Origin of the sequence: Heterorhizobium halophytocola (assembly GCF_017873095.1) — a bacterium.
Lineage (GTDB): Bacteria > Pseudomonadota > Alphaproteobacteria > Rhizobiales > Rhizobiaceae > Allorhizobium > Allorhizobium halophytocola.
Genome location: NZ_JAGGJU010000022.1, coordinates 2,501 through 5,000, shown reverse-complemented (window position 1 = coordinate 5,000; position 2,500 = coordinate 2,501). Strand labels below are relative to the sequence as shown.

The window sequence follows — 2,500 nt, the reverse complement described above, 5'->3', positions numbered from 1 at the left end:
TACGCCATTCGTGCAGGTCGGAACTTACCCGACAAGGAATTTCGCTACCTTAGGACCGTTATAGTTACGGCCGCCGTTTACTGGGGCTTCAGTTCAAAGCTTGCACCTCTCCCTTTAACCTTCCAGCACCGGGCAGGCGTCAGACCCTATACGTCGTCTTAAAGACTTCGCAGAGCCCTGTGTTTTTGATAAACAGTCGCTACCCCCTGGTCTGTGCCACCCCACAATACTTGCGTAATATGGGGTCACGCTTCTTCCGAAGTTACGCGTGCAATTTGCCGAGTTCCTTCAACATAGTTCTCTCAAGCGCCTTGGTATACTCTACCTGACCACCTGTGTCGGTTTCGGGTACGGTCTATACGGTGGAGCTATTTCCTGGAACCACTCCACTGCATGCTCAATCCAATAAGAACATACAATTTGTGTGATCCGTCACTACCACCAGGCCCACGAATATTAACGTGGTTCCCATCGACTACGCGTTTCCGCCTCGCCTTAGGGGCCGGCTAACCCTGCTCAGATTAACTTTAAGCAGGAACCCTTGGTCTTTCGGCGAGAGGGTCTCTCACCCTCTTTATCGTTACTCATGTCAACATTCGCACTTCCGATACCTCCAGGACCCCTCACAGGTATCCCTTCATCGGCTTACGGAACGCTCCGCTACCACGTGACCCTTGCGGATCACATCCTCAGCTTCGGTGCATGGCTTTAGCCCCGTTACATTTTCGGCGCAAAGACCCTTATTTAGACCAGTGAGCTGTTACGCTTTCTTTAAATGATGGCTGCTTCTAAGCCAACATCCTGGTTGTTTTGGGATCCTCACATCCTTTCCCACTTAGCCATGACTTGGGGACCTTAGCTGGAGGTCAGGGTTGTTGCCCTCTTCACGACGGACGTTAGCACCCGCCGTGTGTCTGCCGATTAGTACTCCTCGGTATTCGGAGTTTGGTTAGGATCAGTAAGACGGTGAGTCCCCATAGCCCATCCAGTGCTCTACCCCCGAGGGTATTCGATCGACGCACTACCTAAATAGTTTTCGCGGAGAACCAGCTATCTCCGAGTTTGATTGGCCTTTCACCCCTAGCCACAAGTCATCCCGATCTATTGCAACAGATATGGGTTCGGTCCTCCAGTTGGTGTTACCCAACCTTCAACCTGCTCATGGCTAGATCACTCGGTTTCGGGTCTAATGCATCTAACTCAATCGCCCTATTCAGACTCGCTTTCGCTGCGCCTACACCTACCGGCTTAAGCTTGCTAGATACACTAAGTCGTTGACCCATTATACAAAAGGTACGCAGTCAGGGTTGCCCCCTCCTACTGTTTGTAGGCATCCGGTTTCAGGTTCTATTTCACTCCCCTTGTCGGGGTGCTTTTCACCTTTCCCTCACGGTACTTGTTCGCTATCGGTCATGCACGAGTACTTAGGCTTGGAGAGTGGTCTCCCCATGTTCAGACAGGATTTCACGTGTCCCGCCCTACTCAAGGACAATGTATCTCATTACGTGTACGGGACTATCACCCACTACGGTCGAGCTTCCCAGCTCGTTCCACTTTAATCAACATTGCCACTGGCCTGGTCCGCGTTCGCTCGCCACTACTTACGGAGTCTCGGTTGATGTCCTTTCCTGCAGGTACTTAGATGTTTCAGTTCCCTGCGTTCGCTTCTAACCCCTATGTATTCAGAGTTAGATACCTTGTAACAATGCTTAGAAACCCAAGCCGTCATCGCTGACAGTTTGGATTTTCTAAGCATCTAAGGTGGGTTGCCCCATTCGGAGATCCATGGATCAAAGCTTATTCGCAGCTCCCCACGGCTTTTCGCAGCGTATCACGTCCTTCATCGCCTGTGCATGCCAAGGCATCCACCAAATGCCCTTAAGACACTTAATCGTTCTCATTGCCAATGCTCATCTCTATCTGCGATCTGGAAGTCCTATCCTCCTTTCTGACGAAAGAAGGGGTTCCAAATCCGGCCATACGGGCAAGTGTCAACAAAGCCCAAGCCAAAAAGTCCGCATCCCCTAGAGGAAGCAGACCAACCAGAAGTCCGGTTACCTTTTACAACCAGACAGTCAGATGCCATCGACGCGTTCGATAGACCTGCTTTATCGGAGCTACGCCGAGCAGCTCACTTGCAGTCTATCTTTAAGACCAGCTTCTCGAGATTAAATCCGGGATCGCGCGGTCAGGCAACGATCATCAGCAATTCGTCAGAGGCAGCCTAGGCCACCAACAACGAACGACCAGAGTGACAAGCTTCCTACCTACCTCCCGTCCTTCCCCAAACTCCGGTCGGCTAGACCGTCATAAGGATCATAAGGAAAGGGCTCGGACACCATGGGTTACCCCACAGCACCTGGAAGCCTCCAGATCAATCTTCTCTTCACAATGTATCAACAACAGGCACCGGGCCATAAGCCAGGTGCAAAGCTTTTATTTCTTCAAAGACAAGGATATCCGTTCCTCAGCAAGCCACCAAAACGGGCAAGCCCGTCGC

1 rRNA gene (only partly in view) is annotated in these 2,500 nt (G+C 51.4%); it reads right to left on the bottom strand.

The features are described from left to right. Positions 1 to 1,893: ribosomal RNA gene (locus tag J2Z17_RS25010) — 23S ribosomal RNA — on the bottom strand (it extends 911 nt beyond the left edge of the window). Positions 1,894 to 2,500: the final 607 nt, after the last annotated feature.